The sequence below is a fragment of the Rhodococcus sp. NPDC003383 genome, assembly GCF_053589115.1.
The window spans coordinates 14,720-28,416 of the sequence record NZ_JBSFRG010000006.1; the positions used below are offsets into that span (position 1 = coordinate 14,720).

Here is a 13,697-nt window from a genome sequence, read left to right on the forward strand (position 1 = left end):
GGACGATCGACGTCGACAGTGGTGCCCATCACCTTGGCTCCGTCACTGCCGACGACTTGTGCAGATTTGGGAGCGACATGACCGAACTCGCCGACCGCACTTCCGGCCGGGGCAACACCTCAGGCACCGGAGCCAAGCGGGGCGCACGAATGCCTCGTGACGAACGTCGGGCCCAGCTTCTCGCCGCCGCGAGCGAGGTCTTCGTGACACGTGGCTACCACGCGGCCGGCATGGACGAGATCGCGGAATGCGCCGGCGTCAGCAAGCCGGTGCTCTACCAGCACTTCCCCGGCAAGCTCGAGTTGTACTGCGCGGTGCTGCAGAGCTACGTCGACATTCTCATCGCCAGTGTCCGCCAGGCGCTGCGTTCGACGACCGACAACCGTCAGCGCGTGCGCGCCGCGGTGCAGGCGTACTTCGACTTCGTCGACAACGACTCGCAGGGCTTCCGCCTCGTGTTCGAGTCGGATCTGATGGGTGAGCCGCAGGTCGCGCAGCGGGTCGAGCAGGCCACCGAAGCATGCGTGGATGCCGTGTTCGACCTGGTCAGCCACGATTCCGGTCTCGATCCCTATCGTGCGCGCATCCTTGCGGTCGGCCTCGTGGGCACCAGCCAGTTCACCGCGCGCTACTGGCTCGAGGCGGCCCGGCCGATCCCGAAGGAGGACGCGGTCGACACCACCGTCGCCCTGGCGTGGGGTGGTCTCAAGCACGTGCCGCTGCAGCCCGAGCTGCGGCTGCGCTGACAGCCGGGCCACCGACAGCAGCGACACCGGAAACGAGGAAGGGCCGGGGCGTCTCGCCCCGGCCCTTCGTTCGTCTCGCCCCGGTCAGCCGGCCGCGAACCCTACCTTGCGGATGTCGGCGGGGCCGATCTCCACGTACGTGATGCGCGATGCCTGGACGAGGAGCTTGCGGCCCTTCTCGTCGACGAGGGCGAGCACCCCGTCCTTACCGCCGGCCAGGGCGGTCGTCACCAGCGCCTCGACCTCGTCGGGCGTCTGGTCGCTGACCACGGTGAGTTCGCGCGGGCTGTCCGCGACACCGATCTTGACCTCCACGGTGGACCTCCGAAATCTCAGTGCTCTACAGCTGTCTCCGTCAGGTTAGTGCAGTCCGAGCACTGCCATCCGCTTGGCGTGCTCGACCTGCATGCGGTCGAACAACGCGGCGATGTTCGTCAGGTCGCCGGTGGCGGTGATGACCAGCTCGGCGAGATTCTCCTGCTGTGCCATCACGTACTGGGCCTGGGTGATCGCCTCACCGAGCAGCCGGCGTCCCCACAGCATCAGCCGGTCCTTCTCGAGGCTGCTCTTCTCGACCGCGGCGCGCACCTCGTGGATCACGAAGTCCGAGTGCCCGGTCTCGGCGAGGACCTCCCGGACGACCGAGGCGACCTCCGGGGCGAGGGTGCCGGCGATCTCGCGGTAGAAGTCGGCGGCGATGCCGTCGCCCACGTGCGCCTTGACCAGCGATTCGAGCCACGTCGACGGGGTGGTGCACGCGTGATACGCGTCGAGGGACCGCCGGAACGGCTCCATCGCCGCGTAGATCTCGACGCCGCGGGACTCGAGCGCCTCCTGCAGCGTCTCGAAGTGGCTCATCTCGGCGGCGGCCATGCTCGCCAGCGCGACGCGGCCGCGCAGGGTCGGGGACAGTTTCGCGTCCTCGGCGAGACGATAGAACGCGGAGATCTCACCGTAAGCGAGGACCGCGAACAGGTCCGCGACACCCGGATGATCGGCCGGAACCGGTGTCTGTGCGATGGTCGGTTCGGATGATGCTGCGGACGGCGACGTTTCGGCTCCCATGACGACAAAGCGTAGTACCGCGGGGTATCGTTCGCCGGAACCGGTACAATCGTCCTGGAAGACTGCGCTTCGAGCTGTCCAATGCGGCCCGCAGTCCTCAACGATGATGTGCGCGCACCCGACGCCGATCGCGCTCGCGTCTCGCCGAGCCGAACCGAACGCTCGCGCTGAGACGCTGAGTCGGTCGCCTTCTCCACCTCGTGCGTGCGTGCCGAGACCAGGAAGGCCAGACCCCTGAGCAAGATCACTGTCGACCACGAAGACGACGCCACCGAAACCACCGTTTCCGCACAACTCGATTCGACCCACGTCGCCCCCACCTTCGCGGAGCTGGGTGTGCGCGAGGAGATCGTCCGCGCCCTCGCCGAGCACGGCATCGAGCGCACCTTCGCCATCCAGGAGCTCACGCTTCCGCTGGCCCTCGCCGGCGACGACCTCATCGGCCAGGCCCGCACCGGCATGGGCAAGACCTTCGGCTTCGGCGTTCCGCTGCTGCATCGCGTCACCACCGAGGGTTCCGGAACCACCGCCCTCGACGGCACCCCGCGCGCCCTGGTGATCGTCCCGACCCGGGAGCTGTGCATCCAGGTCGCCGGCGACCTGGAGAACGCCTCGAAGTACCTGCCCGGCAGCGGCAAGAAGGGCCTCGAGGTCCTCGCGATCTACGGCGGCCGCCCGTACGAGCAGCAGATCGAGCAGCTGCAGAAGGGCGTCGACGTCGTCGTCGGCACCCCCGGCCGCCTGCTGGATCTCGCGAACCAGGGTCACCTGATCCTCGGCAAGATCGGCGTGCTCGTCATGGACGAGGCCGACGAGATGCTCGACCTCGGCTTCCTCCCCGACATCGAACGCATCCTGAACATGGTCCCCGACCGTCGTCAGACGATGCTGTTCTCGGCCACCATGCCGGGACCGATCATCACTCTCGCCCGCACGTTCCTGACGCAGCCGACGCACATCCGGGCCGAGGAGCCCGAGTCGTCGGCGGTGCACGAGCGCACCAACCAGCTCGTGTACCGGGCGCACGCCCTCGACAAGGCCGAGCTCGTCGCCCGTGTGCTGCAGGCCGAGGGCCGCGGCGCGACGATGATCTTCACCCGGACCAAGCGCACCGCCCAGAAGGTCGCCGACGACCTCGTCGAACGCGGCTTCGCATGCGGTGCCGTCCACGGCGACCTCGGCCAGATCGCTCGCGAGAAGGCTCTCGACAAGTTCCGCAACGGCAAGATCGACGTGCTCGTCGCCACCGATGTCGCCGCGCGCGGCATCGACATCGACGACGTCACGCACGTCATCAACTACCAGTGCCCCGAGGACGAGAAGACCTACGTCCACCGCATCGGCCGCACCGGTCGCGCCGGACGCACGGGTACCGCGATCACGCTCGTCGACTGGGACGACGTGCCGCGCTGGGAACTCATCGACAAGGCCCTCGACCTGGGCATGCCGGAGCCGGTCGAGACGTACTCGAGCTCGCCGCACCTGTACGAGGAGCTGAACATCCCCGAGGGCGCAACCGGAACGGTCCGCAAGGCCCGCACCGCGGCCACCGGCGAAGCGGCGGACGGCGAAGCGCGCCGCGAACGCCCGAAGCGCACCACCACGCGGGTGCGTCGTCGTACCCGCGGCGGCAGGCCCGTCACGCCCGAAGCCGGCACCCCGGATGTGGCCGCTCAGGACGCGTCCGCGCCGAGCACCGCCGCGGCACCGGCCGGCGAAGCCGCTGCGGAAGGTGACGCCGCGCCCGCCCGCCGCCGTCGCCGGCGGCGTCGTGGCGGTTCGTCCTCCAACGCCACCGCAGCCACGCAGGACACGGTCTCGGCCTCGGCGGCCCAGTAGCCGCGGCCACGTGCTCGCTCCCGAGCGCCGCACGCGCACCGACCTGATCGTCGCAGCCGTACTCGCCGTCGCCGTCGTGGTGGCGGCGAGTGTGGTCTGGCTGCGATCCGACGCGCGCGGCACGACATCGATCACGTGGGACGGGCCGGTGACCGTCCCGGCCGCCGCGACCACGGTTCCGGCCACCCTCGGGGAGGTGTGGCGCGCCGCCAGCGCCGCCACCACGCGTCCGCTCGTGGTGGGTGGAACCGTCGCGACCGCCGACGGCGGCAGCGTCGTCGGTCGCGATCCGGAGACCGGCGCCCAGCGCTGGATCTACGAGCGGAACATGCCGCTGTGCGCGGCGACCGCCGCGTGGCAGACGGTCGTGGCCGTCTACCGGGACCGGCGGGGATGCAGCCAGGTCACCCAGCTGAACGCGGGCACCGGGGCGCGGGGCGCCCAACGGAGCAGCGACGCCGACGACGCGGTCGTCCTCGTCGACGCCGGCACCCACCTGATCTCCACGGGCGACACCCGCCTCGAGATGTGGCGGTCGGACCTGGTCCGCACCGTCGAGTACGGACGCGTCGACGCGCCGGTCAACCCGAACGCGCAGCCGCGGACCGGATGCACGCTGCTGTCCGCTGCCGCGAGCAACAACCGGCTCGCCGTCGTCGAGAACTGCCCGGGTGAGGACGCCGACCGGCTGACACTGCTCGATCCGGTGCCCGACGACAATCAGAAACCGGAAGAGTTCGCGTCGTCGGTGCTGGCCGACGCGGCCCAGGACCCGACCGGCTCCCCCGCACCCGGAACACGCGTCATCGCCGTCGCAGGCGACCGCACCGCCCTGTACCTGCCGCCCGGGGCCGGGGCCGGACCGCGCATCGAGGTCTTCGGAGAAGCCGGGCAGACCGTCGCCGAATATCCACTCCCCCGTCCGGCCACCGATGCCGCGACCGTCCCCGCCAAGACCCGGGACGGAATCGTCACGTGGTGGACCGGGGAGGCCACCATCGGTCTCGGAACGACGGATCTGGCGCCGCGCTGGACCGTGCCGGGCACCACCGGCTGGGGCGACTCGATGGCCGGTGCGCTGCTGCTGCCCGTGGACGACGCCCTCGCGGTCGTCGACCCGGCGTCCGGCACGGTGCAGGGCCGCATCCCCGTCAACCGCGAGGAGGCCGGCCCGGTGGCCGTGGCGGTCGCGGGCAGCACCGTCCTCGAACAGCGCGGCGACGAGGTCGTCGCGCTGCGCTGAGGCCGGGCTACCGCAGGTCGTGCTACCCGGGTTCGGGTTACTGGGGTTCGAACGTCACCAGGCCCTTGCCGGCCCAGTACCCGAGCAGGTTCTCGGCGAGCTCGCGATAGGCCTGCGCGCCCTTGTTCTTGCGGCCGGCGAGCACCGTCGCGCCGGACGCCGACGCCTCCGCGAACCGGACGGTCCGGGGAACGGGCGGCGCCAGCACCGGCATGTCGTACCGGTCCGCGACGTCGGCGAGCACGTCCCGGCTGTGCGTGGTGCGCGCGTCGTACAGCGTCGGGAGCGCCCCGAGCAGTTCCAGGTCGGGGTTGGTCACCTGCTTGACCTCGGAGACCGTGCGCAGCAGCTGACCGACGCCGCGATGGGCGAGGGTCTCGCACTGCAGCGGCACGAGCACCGCCTCGGCGGCGGTGAGACCGTTGAGTGTCAGCACGCCGAGCGACGGCGGGCAGTCGATGATCACGACATCGAAGTTCGGAAGCAGCGGCGCCAGCGCCCGCTTCACCGTGAATTCCCGTCCCGGACGCATCAGCAGCAGCGCCTCGGCGCCCGCCAGATCGATCGTCGCGGGCAGCAGGCTCACCCCTTCGTCCGTGTCGAGCAGAACCTCCTTCGCCTCCGCGTCCCCGACGAGCACGTCGTGCACGGACCGTTCGAGCCGGTCCGGGTTGTGCCCGAGCGAGAACGTCAGACATCCCTGAGGATCGAGGTCGACGACGAGTACCCGCTGTCCCGCCCCTGCCAATGCCGCCCCCAGCGACGCGACGGTGGTCGTCTTCGCGACGCCACCCTTCTGATTTGCCACTGCAAGTACCGTTGTCACGCGTCGATCCTCGCGCACTTCGCGCCGGCACGCGACAATTGAGGCCACACCCCGCACATCCGCGAACCCCCGATTCTCCCGAAAAGGACGGCAGCCGAACGTGATCCGCCGCGCCCGCCCCGACGATGTCGATGCCGTCACCGGCCTGATCCACGGCCTCGCCGAGTACGAGAAGGCACCCGACGAATGCACCGTGGTGCCCGAGCAGATCCACACCGCGCTGTTCGGTCCCCACCCGGCGGCGTTCGCGCACGTCGCCGAGACCGACACCGGCGAGGTCGTCGGACTGGCCCTGTGGTTCCTGAACTTCTCCACCTGGGACGGCGTGCACGGGATCTACCTCGAGGACCTGTTCGTGCGTCCCGAGCACCGCGGGCACGGATACGGCCGCGCGCTGCTGGCTGCGCTGGCCGCCGAATGCGTCGAACACGGCTACAGCCGGCTCAGTTGGTCGGTGCTGGACTGGAACACCCCGTCGATCGGGTTCTACCGTGCGCTCGGCGCGGTGCCGCAGGACGAGTGGACCACCTTCCGGCTGACCGGCGACGCTCTCACCGCGCTGGGCACGGAGGGCGGCAGCTAGCCGTCAGCGGCCGTCCGGGTCCGACCCGTGTTCGGCGTCGGGTGCGTACTCCTCCGCGAGCCAGGTCGTCGTCTGCGGCACGAACAGCAGCACCAGCGCGGGCACGACGATCACCGACAACACGATGCCCAGCACCAGCTGGTGCGAGTCGGTCAGCAACGACCACGCCACCGGCAGCAGCAGCAACTGCGCGACGACCGCGACGGCCCTGCCCCAGCGCTTGCCGCGCAGCAGCGCGATCCCGGCGGCGAGCACACCGCCGAACAGGATGCCCAGCCACAACGCCAGTCCGTATCCGTTGGTGACGCTCTGGTCGTGGGTCCCGGACAGGGCACGCACGACCGAGTACACCGCGAACCCGATCGCGACGATTCCCTCGAGGACGACGAGGGAACCTGCGATGCGCACGGTCGACGGAACGCTGCTTCGGGGGGACTCGATGGGCACCCGGCCAGCGTAGTGGACCCGATCGCGACCACTTAGGCTGATGCTCCGTGCGCGCACTGCTGATCGTGAATCCCCATGCGACGACGACCACTCCCGCGGGCCGGGACCGGCTCGCGCACGCGCTCGGCGGCGCCGTCGCACTCACCGTGGCGCACACGACACATCGCGGTCACGCCGCAGAACTGGCCCGCTCCGCCCACGCCGACGGCATGGACGTGATCGTCGCGCACGGCGGGGACGGCACCGTCAACGAGATCGTCAACGGCCTGCTGGGGTCCCCGTCCGAGCCTGCGGATCCGACGTTGCCGCTGCTGGCCGTCGTGCCGGGCGGTTCCGCGAACGTGTTCGCGCGGTCGCTGGGAATGTCCGCCGACCCGATGGAGGCCACCGAGCAACTGCTCGGACTGCTCGTCGAGCGCACGCACCGCCGGATCGGGCTCGGTCACTGCGTGGGCCGCTGGTTCGTCTTCAACGCCGGACTGGGCCTCGATGCCCAGGTCTGTGAGGCGATCGACATCAGCCGGGACGGCGGCAAGAAGGTCACGACCGCCCGGTACGTGCGGCACGCGATCGCTCAGTTCTTCGCGTCCAAGCGCGCCGAGCCCGCCCTCACGGTCGAATTGCCGGACCGCGATCCGGTGTCCGGGGTCTATTACGCGTTCGTGTCGAATTCGAGCCCGTGGACGTTCCTGGACACGCGCCCGGTCCACACCAATCCGGGCACCTCGTTCGACACGGGTCTGGGCGTCTTCGCGATGCGCACGATGGCCGTGTTGCCGAGCCTGCGCGTCATCACACAGTTCCTTGCGCGGAACGGCGACCCCCGTTCGAAACATCTGTTGCGGGCCGACGACGTGGAACGGGTACGGGTGGTCTCCTCCCGGCCGATCGGTCTGCAGGTCGATGGCGACTACCTGGGCCTTCACGAGGAGGTCGAGTTCGTGTCGGTGCCCGCAATACTCGATGTGGTGGCTCCCGCGCGATGAATTCCAACAATGGGATTATGTGAATTGGGTTACATTTCCGCTGTCAAGGGTGTAAAAAGTTAGATCGGCAACATGCCCGAACACCGGTGGCGTGAGCTTGCCCACGGTCGGGGCGAATTCTATTGACTTCACGCTCGTTCGTGAAAGCATTCACAAGTAACCGCGCGGAAACACATGTCGGACGCGCGCACGAACTTGCAGCAACCAATCACCCCGGTGCGGAGCACCTTCGAAGGAGAGTAGAAGCATGGACTGGCGCCACAAGGCAATCTGTCGCGACGAGGATCCGGAGCTGTTCTTCCCCGTGGGAAACAGCGGCCCGGCCATCGCGCAGATTGCTGATGCCAAGCTCGTGTGCAACCGCTGCCCGGTCGTCGCGGACTGCCTGTCCTGGGCCCTCGAGTCCGGTCAGGACGCCGGAGTCTGGGGTGGAATGAGCGAGGACGAGCGTCGCGCGCTCAAGCGTCGCAACGCCCGTACCCGCGCCCGCACCGCCGTCTAGACAGAGCACGGACGCCACCCTGCCTCACGGCGGGGCGGTCGTCGCAGGGCAAGAGGACAGCCCGGCACCATTTCGGGTGCCGGGCTTTTGTCTGCCCGCGGCAGACCGGGCAGCGCGCCCGGCAGGCCTGCACAGCCCCGGTCAGTTCACCGGCACCCGGCCCAGCGGAAGCCGCAGATGCGCGTCGGTGCCGCCCGACTCCCCCCGCTCGAGCCGCAGCGTCCCGCCGAGCTCCGCAGCGACCAGCGTCCGCACGATCTGCAGCCCGAGCCGGTCGGCGTCCTCGAGCACGAAACCTTCCGGCAGGCCCTTGCCGTCGTCGTGGACGACCACGTCGAGCCACCGCGCCGAACGGTCCGCACGCAGCGTCACGGTCCCGTGCGCGCCCGGTTCGAACGCGTGCTCGACGGAGTTCTGCACCAGCTCGGTCAGCACCATGACGAGTGGGGTGGCCCGGTCCGCCGGGAACACACCGAGACTGCCTTCGCGTCGCACCCGGATCTGATTGCCCACCGTCGCGACGTCGATGACGATCGGGATCAACCGGTCGACCACATCGTCCAGGTCCACTTCCTCGTCGACGGACATCGACAGCGCCTCGTGCACCAGCGCGATCGACGTCACGCGCCGCACCGCCTCCCCGAGGGCCTGCTGGGCCTCGACGTTCCCGGTGCGCCGCGCCTGCAGCCGCAGCAGGGCCGCGACCGTCTGCAGGTTGTTCTTCACCCGGTGATGGATCTCGCGGATCGTCGCATCCTTGCTCAGCAACGCGCGGTCGCGACGCTTGACCTCGGTGACGTCGCGGATCACCACCGCCGCACCCTCGAGCCGGCCGCCCGGTGCCAGCACCAGCGCCCGCAACAACACCGTCGCACCGCGCGCCTCGATCTCCATGCGCTGACCGATGCGGCCCTGCACGGCACCGCTGAGGTAGTCGGCGACGTCGCCGCTCTCGAACGGGTCGGTTACCAGCGCCCTCGTCGTCTCGATCAGGTCCTGGCCGACCAGGTCGGAGTTCAGACCCATGCGGTGGTAGGCGGACAGCGCGTTGGGGCTCGCGTACACCACGCGCCCCTCACGGTCGAGACGGATGAACCCGTCACCGGCGCGCGGGCTCGACTTGGTGTCCGACCGGGACTCCGGCGTCGGGAACGTGCCCTCGCAGATCATCCGGTACAGCGCGTCGGCGCATTCCAGATAGGCGGTCTCGAGCGCACTCGTCGAACGACGGGACACGCGCGCCGCATCGCGGCTCAGCACCGCGATGACCTTGCCGTCCCAGCGCACCGGCACGGCCTGGCGGCGCAGCGGCACAGGGTCGTTCGGATCGACGTCCGCGACGACGATCTTTCCGCTCTCGAACGCCTTCCGGACGTACGGGTGCTCGTCCTCGGACACGATCGTCCCGACGGAGTCCTCGGGCAGCACGGTCGAGGCCGTGGTGGGCCGGCACTGGGCGACGCACACGATGTCGCTGGGTTCCGCATTGACCCACAGCAGCACGTCCGCGAACGACAGATCCGCGAGCAACTGCCATTCCCCGACGACCCGTTGGAGATGGTCCACCGCCGCACCCGGCAGGTCGGTGTGCTGGGCGAGCAGGGCACTGAGTGTGGACACCGGTTTCCCGCCGTTCAGGAGATGACTGCGATGAGATCGCCCGCCTGGATGACATCACCCACGGCGACATCGAGCGCGGTGACCGTGCCGGAGGTCTCGGCGATGACCGGGATCTCCATCTTCATCGATTCGAGGATCACGAGGGTGTCGCCCACGTCGACGACGTCCCCCTTGCTCACCACCACCTCGAAGACGGTGGAAACCATCTCGGCGCGTACGTCTTCAGCCATCGAAACCCCAATCCATGGACGTGACGGCGGACCTGCCGACAGGCCCACCCAACCACACGTGAAACACTGTAATGAACGAGAAAGGAGTCCCGACCATGGGTAAGCGAGGCCGCAAGAAGCGCAGCCGCAAGGGTAACGCCGCCAACCACGGTAAGCGTCCCAACGCCTGAGGCGTAGGCACAGACGTCGAAGGGGCCGGAAAGCACACGCTTTCCGGCCCCTTCGATGGTTCTCGGGCGGTTCGATCGGCCTTCGGCCGTCAGCCCTCCGTCTCGGTGCGCTTCACCACGACGTTCCGGCGGATCTCGATCATCAGGCGTTCCCGCAGCCCTTCGGGAGCGTGCTCGCCCCCGCACTTGCGGCTGAGCAACGATTTGATCTTCTCCTCGATGCCGTACGCCTCGAGGCACGGGCCGCACTCGTGCAGGTGATGCTCCAGCCGCGCGCGGGACGTCTCGTCGCACTCGGAGTCGAGCAGCAGGTACACGTCCGCGATCACCGCGGAGCAGTCGATCGGTTCGAATTCGGTCGGCTCGCTCACCGAGCTCCCCCCTTCTCGTTCGCGGTCTTCGTTTCTGCTGCCGCGGCAACGGCGGCGTCGACCGCGCCGTCCCGGTTGAATCCCCGTTCACGCGCCACGTCGGCGAGCAGGCCGCGCAGCTGCTTGCGTCCGCGATGCAGGCGCGACATCACCGTGCCGATGGGCGTGCCCATGATCTCGGCGATCTCCTTGTAGGGGAATCCTTCGACGTCGGCGTAGTACACAGCCATCCGGAACTCCTCGGGAAGTTCCTGCAGCGCCTGCTTGATCGCGTCGTCCGGCAGCGCGTCGAGGGCCTCGACCTCGGCCGACCGCAGACCGGTGGACATGTGTTCGGCGGTCGCGGCGAGCTGCCAGTCGGTGATCTCGTCCGTCGGATACTGCGCCGGCTGGCGCTGCTTCTTGCGGTACGAGTTGATGTAGGTGTTCGTCAGGATCCGGTACAACCACGCCTTGAGGTTGGTGCCTTCCTTGAACGACGCGAACGCCGAGAACGCCTTGATGAACGTCTCCTGGACCAGATCCTCCGCGTCCGACGGGTTGCGGGTCATCCGCAGGGCCGCGCCGTAGAGCTGGTCCAGCATCGGCAGCGCGTCACGCTCGAACCGTTCGGCCAGCTCCGCACCTGACTCTTCGACCACACCGATCCCTTCACTTGCCGTATCCGTGAAGGCTACCGGCCGCGGTGGGCACAGCACAGGCACGCGGTACTCCGATCACTGTTCGATCACTGTTCGTCGTTCACGGTCGTCCCCCGACCGGGGGCGGCCACCCCGGATCAACAACGCGTCCGGGCGAGTTGTTCCCCGTGGCCGGCGCTGTCCTGGAACGTGCGGCCCTAGAGTGTCCGGCATGGCCTCGACCTCCACGCCCGCGACGAAATTGCTGACCCGGGAGAAGGTGTCGCACCGGGTTCACGAATACGACCACGACGCCCGCGCCGCGTCGTACGGCACCGAGGCCGTCGACGTGCTGGGCGAGCGGCTCGGCGTCGAGGCCGCGCAGATCTTCAAGACGCTGGTGGTGAAGCTGTCCGACGGCAAACTCGCGGTCGCGGTGATCCCGGTGCCGGCCAAGCTCTCCCTGAAGGCCGCGGCCGGGGCACTCGGTGGCGGTAAGGCGGTGATGGCCGAACGCGCCGACGCCGAACGCGCCACCGGGTACGTGCTCGGCGGGATCTCTCCGCTCGGTCAGCGCAGCCGGTTGCGCACGGTCGTCGATTCGTCCGCGCAGAACTGGGAGCAGGTGCTGTGCAGCGCGGGCCGCCGCGGGCTGGAAATCGAACTGGCGCCCGCCGATCTGATCCGGCTGACCGGCGCGGTCGTGGCCCCGATCACCGCAGGTCCGTAGCCCTTTCCCTGCCCGATCCTCCGCCCGTCGCGACGGGTCGCGATCTCTGTGATGGTTGACACACCTTCCGGAATGAATGTACATTCACTCACAGTGAAGGGGCATTCATTCACATCGCGAAACACCCCGCGAACCCGAGCCGACGAGGAGTCACCATGTCCGGATTCGAAGACATCACCTACGAGGTCGAAGACCACGCCGCGGTCATCACGATCAACCGCCCGGAGCGCTACAACGCCTTCCGCGGCAAGACGGTCGAAGAACTGATCAAGGCGTTCCGTTCCGCTTGGGCCGACAGCCGTGTCGCCGCGATCATCCTCACCGGCGCGGGCGAGAAGGCGTTCTGCACCGGAGGCGACGTCAAGCAGCGCGCCGAGACCGGCGACTACGGCCCCACCGAGTCCGGCATGTTCGAAATCGGCAACCTGCACAAGCTGATTCGCGACGTCCCCAAGCCCGTCATCGCGGCGGTCAACGGCATCGCCGTCGGCGGCGGTCACGTCCTGCACGTCCTGTGCGACCTGACGATCGCCTCGGAGAACGCGAAGTTCGGCCAGGCCGGCCCGCGTGTCGGTTCGTTCGACGCCGGCTTCGGCTCCGCCTTCCTCGCCCGCGTCGTCGGAGAGAAGCGCGCCCGCGAGATCTGGTACCTGTGCCGCCAGTACGACGCCGCCACCGCCGAGCGCTGGGGTCTGGTGAATTGGGTTGTCCCGCAGGACAAACTGCTCGAGGAGGCCAAGGCGATCGTCGCCGAGATCGCCGAGAAGAGCCCCACCGCGATCCGATTCCTCAAGCAGTCGTTCAACGCCGACACCGACCACCAGGCCGGGCTGAGCAATCTCGCGATGTCCGCACTCGACCTGTTCGGCAAGTCCGACGAAGGACTCGAGGGAGCCAAGGCCTTCGCGGAGAAGCGCCCCGCCGACTTCGCCAAGTACGTCAACGCCTGATCCGCCGGTCACACCCCTCGAAAGGACATTCCGCAATGGGCAACATCGCATTGGTGACCGGCGCCGGCTCCGGTATCGGCAAGGCCATCGCGCTGGCGTTCGCCGCGCAGGGCGACCGCGTGATCGCCGCCGACCTCGATCTCGCCGCCGCCGAAGCCACCGCCAAGGAGAACACCGAACTCATCACCGCTCTGCCGGTGGACATCTCGGTCCGCGCCCAGGTCGACGAACTGCGCGATCGGACCTTCGCCGAGGTAGGCGTCCCCAACGTCGTCGTCAACGCCGCCGGCTGGGACCGGACCGACCAATTCCTCAACGCGACACCGGAATTCGCGGAGAAGGTCGTAGCGATCAACTACCTCGGCCCGGTGCACGTCTGCAGCGCTTTCCTCCCCGGCATGATCGACGCGGGCAACGGGGGCCGCGTGATCAACCTCGCGTCCGACGCCGGCCGCGTCGGCAGCTCCGGCGAGTCCATCTACGCGGGCGCGAAAGGCGGCGTCATCGCCCTCACCAAGTCGCTCGCACGAGAGATGGCCCGCCACGGCATCTCCGTCAACTGCGTCTGCCCCGGCCCCACCGACACCCCGCTGTTCCAGGCGCAGGACGAGAAGCTCAAGGCAGCGCTGATCAAAGCGATTCCGTTCCGCCGGCTCGCCCGGCCCGAGGAGGTCGCCGCGCCCGTCCTGTTCTTCGCATCGGAATCCGCGTCGTTCATCACCGGCCAGGTGATCAGCGTCAGCGGCGGCCTCACCATGGCCGGCTGAAC

General features: G+C 68.8%; 18 protein-coding genes. 10 read left to right on the forward strand and 8 right to left on the reverse strand.

Annotation, left to right across the window (positions count from 1 at the left end; translation table 11 throughout):
- Window positions 1-77: 77 nt before the first annotated feature.
- A complete protein-coding gene (locus ACWDTS_RS07510) occupies window positions 78-746 on the forward strand; it encodes a TetR/AcrR family transcriptional regulator (RefSeq protein WP_197252787.1) in 669 nt (222 codons plus the stop codon).
- A gap of 84 nt (window positions 747-830) precedes the next feature.
- Here the strand turns inward: ACWDTS_RS07510 and ACWDTS_RS07515 are convergent, their stop codons facing one another.
- On the reverse strand, window positions 831-1,061 hold the full coding sequence (locus tag ACWDTS_RS07515; protein WP_197252786.1) for a DUF3107 domain-containing protein: 231 nt from the start codon (window positions 1,059-1,061) through the stop codon (window positions 831-833).
- A 45-nt stretch (window positions 1,062-1,106) separates the two neighbouring features.
- Entirely contained in the window at window positions 1,107-1,811 is a 705-nt protein-coding gene (locus tag ACWDTS_RS07520; RefSeq protein WP_450117893.1) for a ferritin-like fold-containing protein, read from the reverse strand.
- A 204-nt stretch (window positions 1,812-2,015) separates the two neighbouring features.
- Here ACWDTS_RS07520 and ACWDTS_RS07525 point away from each other — a divergent pair, with 204 nt between their 5' ends.
- Complete coding sequence (locus ACWDTS_RS07525) at window positions 2,016-3,650, forward strand: DEAD/DEAH box helicase (protein ID WP_450117894.1); 1,635 nt, start codon at window positions 2,016-2,018, stop codon at window positions 3,648-3,650.
- A gap of 10 nt (window positions 3,651-3,660) precedes the next feature.
- Window positions 3,661-4,893 (forward strand): Rv3212 family protein, encoded by a 1,233-nt coding sequence (locus ACWDTS_RS07530; protein WP_450117895.1) that lies wholly within the window; start codon window positions 3,661-3,663, stop codon window positions 4,891-4,893.
- A gap of 37 nt (window positions 4,894-4,930) precedes the next feature.
- On the opposite strand, the gene ACWDTS_RS07535 is transcribed toward ACWDTS_RS07530, so the two are convergent.
- On the reverse strand, window positions 4,931-5,719 hold the full coding sequence (locus ACWDTS_RS07535; RefSeq protein ID WP_450108588.1) for a ParA family protein: 789 nt from the start codon (window positions 5,717-5,719) through the stop codon (window positions 4,931-4,933).
- A gap of 100 nt (window positions 5,720-5,819) precedes the next feature.
- Here ACWDTS_RS07535 and ACWDTS_RS07540 point away from each other — a divergent pair, with 100 nt between their 5' ends.
- Window positions 5,820-6,302: an N-acetyltransferase family protein gene (locus tag ACWDTS_RS07540; protein WP_450108589.1), complete on the forward strand. Its 483-nt coding sequence runs from the start codon at window positions 5,820-5,822 to the stop codon at window positions 6,300-6,302.
- A gap of 3 nt (window positions 6,303-6,305) precedes the next feature.
- On the opposite strand, the gene ACWDTS_RS07545 is transcribed toward ACWDTS_RS07540, so the two are convergent.
- Window positions 6,306-6,749, reverse strand: a complete 444-nt coding sequence (locus tag ACWDTS_RS07545) for a hypothetical protein (RefSeq protein WP_450108590.1) — start codon at window positions 6,747-6,749, stop codon at window positions 6,306-6,308.
- 47 nt (window positions 6,750-6,796) lie between these two features.
- Here ACWDTS_RS07545 and ACWDTS_RS07550 point away from each other — a divergent pair, with 47 nt between their 5' ends.
- Both ACWDTS_RS07550 and ACWDTS_RS07555 read left to right on the forward strand, forming a co-directional pair.
- Window positions 6,797-7,735, forward strand: a complete 939-nt coding sequence (locus tag ACWDTS_RS07550; RefSeq protein WP_450108591.1) for a diacylglycerol/lipid kinase family protein — start codon at window positions 6,797-6,799, stop codon at window positions 7,733-7,735.
- Window positions 7,736-7,982: 247 nt separating this feature from the next.
- A complete protein-coding gene (locus ACWDTS_RS07555; protein WP_068157905.1) occupies window positions 7,983-8,237 on the forward strand; it encodes a WhiB family transcriptional regulator in 255 nt (84 codons plus the stop codon).
- A gap of 141 nt (window positions 8,238-8,378) precedes the next feature.
- Here the strand turns inward: ACWDTS_RS07555 and ACWDTS_RS07560 are convergent, their stop codons facing one another.
- Window positions 8,379-9,857, reverse strand: a complete 1,479-nt coding sequence (locus ACWDTS_RS07560; RefSeq protein WP_450117896.1) for a sensor histidine kinase — start codon at window positions 9,855-9,857, stop codon at window positions 8,379-8,381.
- A 14-nt stretch (window positions 9,858-9,871) separates the two neighbouring features.
- Window positions 9,872-10,087, reverse strand: coding sequence for a biotin/lipoyl-binding carrier protein (locus tag ACWDTS_RS07565; protein ID WP_450108593.1), 216 nt, complete (start codon window positions 10,085-10,087; stop codon window positions 9,872-9,874).
- Window positions 10,088-10,182: 95 nt separating this feature from the next.
- Between ACWDTS_RS07565 and ACWDTS_RS07570 the strand changes: the two genes are divergently transcribed.
- The gene (locus tag ACWDTS_RS07570; protein WP_022597109.1) at window positions 10,183-10,257 is read left to right on the forward strand and encodes a 50S ribosomal protein bL37; all 75 of its coding nucleotides are present in this window, start codon (window positions 10,183-10,185) and stop codon (window positions 10,255-10,257) included.
- A gap of 89 nt (window positions 10,258-10,346) precedes the next feature.
- Here ACWDTS_RS07570 and rsrA read toward each other — a convergent pair whose 3' ends face one another.
- Together rsrA and ACWDTS_RS07580 are read right to left on the reverse strand one after the other, a co-directional pair.
- Window positions 10,347-10,628, reverse strand: a complete 282-nt coding sequence (rsrA, locus tag ACWDTS_RS07575) for a mycothiol system anti-sigma-R factor (RefSeq protein ID WP_197252776.1) — start codon at window positions 10,626-10,628, stop codon at window positions 10,347-10,349.
- Window positions 10,625-11,269: a sigma-70 family RNA polymerase sigma factor gene (locus tag ACWDTS_RS07580; RefSeq protein WP_197252775.1), complete on the reverse strand. Its 645-nt coding sequence runs from the start codon at window positions 11,267-11,269 to the stop codon at window positions 10,625-10,627. Before ACWDTS_RS07580 ends, rsrA begins: the two co-directional genes overlap by 4 nt.
- Window positions 11,270-11,480: 211 nt before the next feature.
- Between ACWDTS_RS07580 and ybaK the strand changes: the two genes are divergently transcribed.
- From ybaK to ACWDTS_RS07595, 3 genes are all read left to right on the forward strand, one after another.
- Window positions 11,481-11,978, forward strand: a complete 498-nt coding sequence (gene ybaK / locus ACWDTS_RS07585; RefSeq protein ID WP_197252774.1) for a Cys-tRNA(Pro) deacylase — start codon at window positions 11,481-11,483, stop codon at window positions 11,976-11,978.
- Window positions 11,979-12,133: 155 nt separating this feature from the next.
- Window positions 12,134-12,928 carry an enoyl-CoA hydratase-related protein gene (locus ACWDTS_RS07590; RefSeq protein ID WP_450117897.1) on the forward strand — a complete coding sequence of 265 codons (795 nt, stop codon included), beginning with the start codon at window positions 12,134-12,136 and terminating at the stop codon, window positions 12,926-12,928.
- Between the two features lie 35 nt (window positions 12,929-12,963).
- Window positions 12,964-13,695: an SDR family NAD(P)-dependent oxidoreductase gene (locus ACWDTS_RS07595; protein ID WP_197252772.1), complete on the forward strand. Its 732-nt coding sequence runs from the start codon at window positions 12,964-12,966 to the stop codon at window positions 13,693-13,695.
- Window positions 13,696-13,697: the final 2 nt, after the last annotated feature.